This window comes from Marmoricola sp. RAF53 (genome assembly GCF_052114005.1).
Classification (GTDB): domain Bacteria; phylum Actinomycetota; class Actinomycetes; order Propionibacteriales; family Nocardioidaceae; genus Marmoricola.
Genome location: NZ_JBFRDX010000016.1, coordinates 129,876 through 137,201 on the forward strand (window position 1 = coordinate 129,876; position 7,326 = coordinate 137,201).

Genomic DNA, 7,326 nt, shown 5'->3' on the forward strand with positions numbered 1-7,326 from the left:
CCTCGGGCGGTCGCTCTCAACCAGCGACAATGGGCGCGCGCAGGACCCGCCAGCCGGGCTGCGAGGGCCGGAACCCGACCGACCGGTAGAGCCGGTCGGCGTCGCTGCCGTCGTCGGCGACGATCACGAGCCGGGGACACCCGCGATCGGCCGCCCAGCGTGCGGCGACCCCGAGCAGGTGCCCGGTGAGCCCGCGCCGCCGGTGCTCGGCCGCGGTCAGCACGCTCTGGTAGCGCGCGACCCCGTTCCCGACGTCGACGATGCCGAGTTCGGCCGCCACCGTCCCGTCCGGCGCGTACGCCGCGAACCAGGCCGTGCTCCCCTCCTCGACCATCGCCCGGCGCATGGCGGTGCTGTCCCGCTCGAAGTCGGCCTGCCCCGGGTAGTGCGCCGCGCGCAGCGCCGTCGACGCCGCCCAGTCCGCGTCCGTGCGGAGCTCCCGCACCCGGTACCCGGCAGGGAGCGGCCGTTCCGTGGGCATCCGGTCGGCGCTGAGCACGTCGTCGTGCTCGAGCGCGAAGCCGAACGCCGCCCAGCCTTCCGGGTCCACCGGCTCGGCGACCAGCCCGATCGAGCGGTGCACCGCGTCGGGATGCGCCTCCTCGAAGACCGCCAGCCAGTGCTCGGCGTCGTCGGCCGCGTCCAGGGCGAGCACGAAGTTCCCCCAGTAGTACGACGGGTTCGACGGCGTGCGGACCACGACGTGGTCGGCCCGTTCGTCGATCTCCGCGTGTGCGGCGCGCAGCACGGCCAGGTCAGTGAGCCAGCCGAGGGGCAGATCCATCCGAGGAGCCTAGGGCCCGCTCCGGCAGACCCRTCTGCCGGAGCAGGTGCTGGTGGAACTCGCGCTCCAGGTGCGCGACCAGGAAGCGCGCCTCGCCGCTCCGGACCCGCTGGGGGTCGAGCACGAGGACTCGCCAGCCCCGGACAGCCAGCGCAACCAGGCCGTCCTCGTCCAGGCTGCCGTCGAGCACCGCGGCGAACCGGTGTGTCGGCAGGGCGAGCGAGAGCCGTCGGCCCGCGACCACCAGGCCGGGCGCCGGGGTCGGCAGCCGGCTGGCGAGCCACCGCATCCGCAGCACCGTCTCGGTCGCTCCGTCGGCTCGACCGTCGGCGCGGGCGGCGAGCTCGCGGAGCCGGTCCGCCCCTGGCAGATCCGCGGCGGCGTTCGCGGCGAGGACCAGCCTGGCGTGGTCGAGCGCGCCGCAGCGGAGCAGCCCGTCGAGGGCCGCCTGCGCGGCCTCTTCGTCGGCGCGGCGCCCCAGGTCGGTGGCGGTCCGGACCGCGGAGGTGCAGCGGACCGTCCCGAGGCGGACGACCTCACCGGCCCGGAAGCGTCGGGACGCTCCGCCGGCGGTGCGGGCGTGCACCTCGATCGGGACCACCCCTCCGTCCCGCTCGTCGAGGAGAGCCGCCGGATCCGCGCCGTGCAGCCACGCCGCGGTCCGACCCACCACGACCTGCCGGGCGCCGACGACGAGTCCGGCGGCGGCGACGCGCACCTCGGGCGGGCACGGCCGGCGGGCTTCCAGGTAGACGCCGCGCAGCAGCCGGACCAGCTCACCCTCGCGGACCGCGCGTTCGAGGGCGGCGCGCCCGACGCCCGCGGCCGCGGCCGTCGTCGGGGTGAAGGGGCCGGTCAGGCCGGGACCGGCGCCCGGGACGAGATCGGGGACGAGGGCGAGGTGGGGGTGGACTCCGGAGCGCATCGCCCCAGGGTGGCCGAGTCGGCCCGCCGCCCGCGGGCCCGATCCACAGCGGCCGTCAGGAGCCCTTGAGCGTCGCCCGGATCGCCGGGGCGAATTGCCGCACGATCTCCTCGGTCCCGACCGAGGCGACCGGCTCGACCCGGAGCACGTACCGCATCATCGCCAACCCGACGAGCTGGCCGGAGACGAGCTCGAGCCGGAGCGCCGAGGCGTGCACGCCGGTCGCCCGGGCGGCCGGGTTCACCACGGTCCGGTTCAGCATCCGGTAGAACCGCTGCCCCATCCGGGCGTTGCCGACCGAGGCCTGCACCATGGTGAGCATCCCCTGCCGGGTGCGCGGGTTCTCGCAGAGCGCCAGGAAGCTGCGCAGCAGCCGGTCGCTGAAGTCCCGGATCATCTCCGGAGACTCGGCCCGGGCCGCGGCGGTGCCCACGGCGGCCAGCGCCTGCGGACAGTCGGGGTAGACCGGGAGACTCACGCCTCCACGTTATCCCCGAATCAGTCCTGCGGCTGGGTGTACTTGCCCTTGAAGAACAGCAGCGGGTCGACGCTCTCGGCGCCCTCGCGGCCGCTGCCGTCGCCGAAGCCGAGCTCCTTGACGCGCCCGATGACGAGGTAGTGGTCGCCGGCCTCGATGACCTGGTGCACGGTGCAGTCGACGTACCCGAGGACGCCGTCGAGCAGCGGGGCGCCGGTCGCGGCGGTGCGCCACTCGACGCCGTCGAACTTGTCGACGCCCTTGGTGGCCATCCCGTTCGAGACGTCCTGCTGGTCCGCGGAGAGGATGTTGACGCAGAAGTACCCGGCGCGCTGCATCAGCGGCCACGCCCGCGAGGTCTTCGCCGGCGAGAACATCACCAGCGGCGGCTCCAGGGAGACCGAGGAGAACGACTGGCAGGTCATCCCGACCGGCTGGCCGTCGGAGACCGAGGTGACCACGGTGACGCCGCTGCAGAACAGCCCGAGCACGTCGCGGAACTTCCGGGCGCGTGCCGCCGCCTCCGGGTCGTCGGGGATCGGGGTGTGCTCACCGAGGCGCAGCTCGAAGTCGAGCTCGTTGCCGAGCCACGACTTGATGAGCTCCTGGCTCGGCCAGGTCGCCCGGGCGTCCTCGTTCATCCCCTCGGGAACCTGGTGCGTCACACCCCCATTGTTCATCGGGTCACTGTCCCCCGCCGAACGTGTGCCCCCAGTACGAGACGGCGGTGCTCTCCCGGGCGACCCAGCGGGCGTCGTCGACCTGCAGGCCCTCGGTGCCGAACTCGAAGTCGAAACCGCCGGGCGACTTCACGTAGAACGAGACCATCTCGTCGTTCATGTGCCGGCCGAGCGTCGCCGACAGCGGCGCCTTGTACTTCTTGACCCGCTCCAGCGCCCGGCCGACGTGGTCGAGCTCGTCGACCTCGAGCATGACGTGCACGCACTTCGAGGCGTTCGGCATCGGCAGGAACGCGAGGCTGTGGTGCCGCGGGTTCACGCCGAGGAAGCGCAGCCAGATCTTGGAGCCGGGCTCCTTGCCGACGAACTCGCCGGGCATGCTCATCGAGTCGCGCAGCCGGAAGCCGAGCACCTCGGTGTAGAAGCGGAGCGCCTCGACGTCGTCGGTGACCGGGATGACGATGTGGCCCATCCCCTGGTCGCCGGTGACGAACTTCGCGGCGTACGGCGTCACGACCGGGCGCGACTCGTAGGTGATGCCGTGGAAGAGCTCGAAGACGTTGTCCCACGGGTCGCGGAAGCGGATGAGCTCCTGGACGCGGCGCTCGGCCAGCTCGTCCGGGGTGCCCTCCTCGAAGACCACGCCGGCCTCCTTGAGGTGCTCGCGCGCGTTCTGCAGGGCGACGTGGTCGGCGACCTCCCAGCCGGTGGCGTCGAGCTGGTCGACGTCGGCGGGGAAGACGACGATCCGCGCGGAGACGGCGTCGATCCGGAAGTAGAGGTTCTCCGGGTTCGGGCCGCGGCCCTCGGCGACGCCGAGCACCTTGCCGGCGAACGTCTTCCACGCCTCCAGGTCGGTGCTGGCCACGCGGATGTAGCCCATGGACTTGATGTCGATGGTCACGACTTCTCACCTTCCGGCTTGCGCGGCCTCTCCACGTGCGCGGCCAGGAAGTCGGTGCACACGGTCGCGAACTCCTCGGCCGCCTCGATCTGCGCCCAGTGCCCGCAGTTCGGGAACACGTGCAAGCGGGCGTTCGGCATGGTCTTGAGCGCCACCAGGGCGCCGTCGAGCGGGTTCACCCGGTCCTCGCGGCCCCAGGTGAGCAGGGTCTGCTTGCGGAGCTTGTGGACCTCGCGCCAGAGCATCCCGTCCTCGGCCCACTCCGGGTTCCAGAAGGACGCGCCCATCGAGCGCATCGCCTCCAGCGAACCCGGCGCGGTGGCGTCGGCGAACCGCTCCTCGACCAGCTCGTCGGTGACCAGGCCCTGGTTGACGACCATCGTCGAGATGAACGCCCGCAGCGCCTCGCGGCTGGGCGCCATGCTGAAGTCCATCAGCCGCTGGACGCCCTCGGTCGGGTCGGCGTGGAACAGGTTGAGCGACAGGCCGCCGGGGCCCATCAGCACCAGCCGGCCGACGCGGTCCGGGTACTCCAGCGCGAACCGGGTCGCGGTGCCGCCGCCGAGCGAGTTGCCGAGCAGGTGGACCCGCTCGATCTGGAGCTCGTCGAGGAACTTCACCAGGTACGACGCCGAGTGCCGGAAGTAGTTCGCCTTGACCTCGGGCTTGTCGGACTGGCCGAAGCCCGGCTGGTCGACGAGCAGGGTCCGGAAGTTCGCGGCGAACCGCGGCAGCGCCGAGCCGAAGTTGCTCCACGCCGAGGCGCCGGGACCGCCGCCGTGCAGCAGCACGAACGGCAGGCCGCCGCCGACCTCGGTCGACGCCGCGCCGTTCTCCGGGCCCGCCTCGTAGTAGTTCAGCGTGACGTCGCCGGCCTTGGCCGATCGCCGGGTGGCTTCCTTCGAGAAATCGACCATGGACTCAGTACATCCCCGGGTCGACCTTGTGGCCGAACTCGTGGGCGCCGTACATCTGCAGGGCCCGCTCGGGGTCGTTGGCGGCGTGCACGCGACCGGCGTGCGCGTCGCGCCAGGCGCGCTGCAGGTAGGTGCCCTGGGCCAGCGCCCGGCCGCCCGAGGCCTCGAAGAGGGCGTCGATGGCGTCGATGGCGCGCTGGGTGCCGAGGACCTGGTCGCGGCGGACCTTCAGGCGCAGGCCGAGCGGGATCTCCTCACCCTTCTCGACCAGCGCCATCTCCTCGCGGATGTTGTTCATCGCCAGCGCCCAGGCGGCGTCGATGTCGCTGGAGGCGCGGGCGATCCGGACCGCGGCGAACGGGTCGAGGGACGCCTTCTCCCCCAGGTACGCCGCCCGGACGCGCTTCTGCTGCATCTCGACGTGCTCGGCGTACGCGCCGTAGGCCATCCCGATGATCGGGGTGCAGATGGTGGTGGTGAACACCGAGTGGAACGGCAGCTTGTACAGGTTGGAGGTGTTGACCTCCTGGCCCGGGCCGCGGCACTGGCCGGTCTCGCCCATCGACAGCGTGAACGCCTCGGGGACGAAGACGTCCTCGACGATGATGTCGTTGGAGCCGGTGCCGGACAGGCCGACCATGTGCCACACGTCGACGATGGTGTAGTCGCTGCGCGGGATCATGAAGGTCCGGAAGTCGATGACCTGGCCCTCCGCGTTGAACACGAGGCCGCCGAGGAGCACCCACTGGCAGTGGTCGCAGCCCGAGGAGAAGCTCCACTTGCCGGAAAGCTTGAAGCCGCCCTCGGTCACGACGGCCTTGCCGGTCGGCGCGTACGACGAGCTCAGCCGCACGTTCGGGTCGGCGCCCCAGACGGCCTGCTGCGCCTCGTCGGCGAAGAGGCCGACCTGCCAGGGGTGCACGCCGACGACGCTGGAGACCCAGCCGGTCGAGCCGCACGCGCCGGAGATCATCCGGACACCTTCGTAGAAGTCGATCGGGCTGGACTCGAAGCCGCCGTACCGCTTGGGCTGGAGCAGCTTGAAGAAGCCGGTCTCCGCCAGCTCCTTGATCGATGCCTCGGGGACCACGCGCAGCCGCTCCGCCTCGTCTGCCCGCTCGCGGATCGTGGGCAACAGGTCACGGACGCCGTCGAGAACTGCCTGGGTCATGACTTCTCCTCGTCGTTGGGTGCTTCTGAAGCCAATACTAGAACACGTTCTACCTCTTCGTCCACGTGCGACGCGAAGGTCCTGCCGTTCTTCGGCGGCGCCGCGCGCATCCACCGGACGAAACGTGATCAAGCGGACACTCCCCCGCCTGGGAAGAGTTTTCGAGGAAAAGCTGCAAGGTCTCCCGGGCCCGGTGCTCCTACCTCCAGAAGCAGCCAAGCACCAGCACCAGACACCAGCACCAGACACCAGGAGAACGCCATGAACCGCACCGCCACCCGCATCCTCGTCCTCGCCGGCCCGATCGCCGCCGCCGTCCTCGCCGTCGCCCCCGCCCACGCGGTGACCCCGGCACCCCAGGGCGACCCGGTGATCGTGCTTCCCCCGGCCCAGCCGGACCCGAAGCCGATGGACATCGCCCAGCCCACCCCGAAGCCGCAGCCGAAGCCGAACGGCCCCGCCGACCTCGCGATCCCGAAGCCCAAGCCGCAGCCGCCGAAGGGCCCGAAGGACCTGGCCGACGCCCCCAAGTCCCAGGACCCCGCCCCGCAGCCCGGCGGTGAGACCGGCGGCAGCACCGGCGGCCAGACCGGCCAGGGCGGCCAGGGCGGCCAGGGCGACGGGAACACCGACGAGGTCGTCGCCGTCGCGCAGGACGCCACCACGTCCGGCAAGACCGCCTCGGCGACCGCCGTGACCGCCACCCAGGCAGGTGGCCGGACCTTCGACACCGGGGTCAGCGACAGCGGCCTCGCCCCGGCCACCGCCGAGGACGGCGCAGACAACGGTGTCGACCTGACCTGGGCGATCGCCGGGCTGGGCCTGGCCGGCGCGACCGGACTCGTCCTGGTCGCCCGCCGCCGCCGGCAGGCCGAGCAGGCCTGAGCCGGCGTACGAGGGGGCACGAAGGCCCCGCACCCGGGAGTGGGTGCGGGGCCTTCGTCGTCGTCTGTGCCCGACCGGGTCAGCGGGCGGCGAGGAGCACCCGTCCGTGGGCGATCCGGACGGTGGTCCCCACCTTGGCCCGGCTGCCGAGCCAGGCGCGCGAGGTCCCGCTGCCGGAGAGCACGTAGCCCTTCGCCGGGATCACGGCGTTGCCGATCCCCCGCCGGACCGCGGTGACCTTGCCGCGCACCACGACCACCTCGACGCCGCGGGCGTTCGTGCGGGTGCGTCGCCCCTCGGCGCGGGTGTACCGGACCAGCCTGTTGCCGGTGCGCTTCACGTTCGTGCCGTCGACGCGGTGCTGCCACGTCCGCGCGGAGGCGGCCCCCGTGGTGCCCGGAGCCGACGGAGTGGTCGGAGTGGTCGTCGAGCCCATCGCCTTGGTGTGGGCGGCGATCTGGGTCTGGCTGAGCTCACGGTTGTAGAAGGCGATGTCACCCATCGCGCCCTGGAAGAAGGAGTTCAGGTAGCCGGTGCCGACGCGCAGCGGGGCGGTGCCGGACTTGGGGGTGATGTTGTAGT

General features: G+C 72.2%; 9 protein-coding genes. 1 reads left to right on the top strand and 8 read right to left on the bottom strand.

Going from position 1 to position 7,326, the window contains the following annotated elements:
• Positions 1-16: 16 nt before the first annotated feature.
• From AB4Y76_RS15010 to hsaA, 7 genes are read right to left on the bottom strand one after another with little or no spacing between them, the layout of a single operon-like run.
• The gene (locus AB4Y76_RS15010) at positions 17-784 is read right to left on the bottom strand and encodes a GNAT family N-acetyltransferase (RefSeq protein WP_441926651.1); all 768 of its coding nucleotides are present in this window, start codon (positions 782-784) and stop codon (positions 17-19) included.
• Positions 756-1,709, bottom strand: a complete 954-nt coding sequence (locus AB4Y76_RS15015; protein ID WP_441926653.1) for a type IV toxin-antitoxin system AbiEi family antitoxin domain-containing protein — start codon at positions 1,707-1,709, stop codon at positions 756-758. The genes AB4Y76_RS15010 and AB4Y76_RS15015 overlap by 29 nt, the downstream gene beginning before the upstream one ends.
• A gap of 55 nt (positions 1,710-1,764) precedes the next feature.
• A complete protein-coding gene (locus AB4Y76_RS15020; protein WP_441926654.1) occupies positions 1,765-2,187 on the bottom strand; it encodes a TetR/AcrR family transcriptional regulator in 423 nt (140 codons plus the stop codon).
• 20 nt (positions 2,188-2,207) lie between these two features.
• Complete coding sequence (locus AB4Y76_RS15025) at positions 2,208-2,852, bottom strand: flavin reductase family protein (RefSeq protein ID WP_441926655.1); 645 nt, start codon at positions 2,850-2,852, stop codon at positions 2,208-2,210.
• A gap of 19 nt (positions 2,853-2,871) precedes the next feature.
• A complete protein-coding gene (hsaC, locus tag AB4Y76_RS15030; RefSeq protein ID WP_441926657.1) occupies positions 2,872-3,771 on the bottom strand; it encodes an iron-dependent extradiol dioxygenase HsaC in 900 nt (299 codons plus the stop codon).
• Positions 3,768-4,688 carry a 4,5:9,10-diseco-3-hydroxy-5,9,17-trioxoandrosta-1(10),2-diene-4-oate hydrolase gene (hsaD, locus tag AB4Y76_RS15035; protein WP_441926659.1) on the bottom strand — a complete coding sequence of 307 codons (921 nt, stop codon included), beginning with the start codon at positions 4,686-4,688 and terminating at the stop codon, positions 3,768-3,770. The genes hsaC and hsaD overlap by 4 nt, the downstream gene beginning before the upstream one ends.
• 4 nt (positions 4,689-4,692) lie before the next feature.
• Positions 4,693-5,859 (bottom strand): 3-hydroxy-9,10-secoandrosta-1,3,5(10)-triene-9,17-dione monooxygenase oxygenase subunit, encoded by a 1,167-nt coding sequence (hsaA, locus tag AB4Y76_RS15040; RefSeq protein ID WP_441926661.1) that lies wholly within the window; start codon positions 5,857-5,859, stop codon positions 4,693-4,695.
• Between the two features lie 261 nt (positions 5,860-6,120).
• Here hsaA and AB4Y76_RS15045 point away from each other — a divergent pair, with 261 nt between their 5' ends.
• Entirely contained in the window at positions 6,121-6,744 is a 624-nt protein-coding gene (locus tag AB4Y76_RS15045) for a hypothetical protein (protein ID WP_441926663.1), read from the top strand.
• A gap of 79 nt (positions 6,745-6,823) precedes the next feature.
• Here the strand turns inward: AB4Y76_RS15045 and AB4Y76_RS15050 are convergent.
• Positions 6,824-7,326: hypothetical protein (locus AB4Y76_RS15050; protein ID WP_441926664.1), on the bottom strand; the 503-nt coding region annotated here is incomplete at its 5' end.

Bases quoted from the DNA above. Each gene is read 5' to 3' on its own strand.
- hsaD (WP_441926659.1), bottom strand. From the start codon at position 4,688: ATGGTCGATTTCTCGAAGGAAGCCACCCGGCGATCGGCCAAGGCCGGC.
- AB4Y76_RS15045 (WP_441926663.1), top strand. From the start codon at position 6,121: ATGAACCGCACCGCCACCCGCATCCTCGTCCTCGCCGGCCCGATCGCC.
- hsaA (WP_441926661.1), bottom strand. From the start codon at position 5,859: ATGACCCAGGCAGTTCTCGACGGCGTCCGTGACCTGTTGCCCACGATC.
- AB4Y76_RS15010 (WP_441926651.1), bottom strand. From the start codon at position 784: ATGGATCTGCCCCTCGGCTGGCTCACTGACCTGGCCGTGCTGCGCGCC.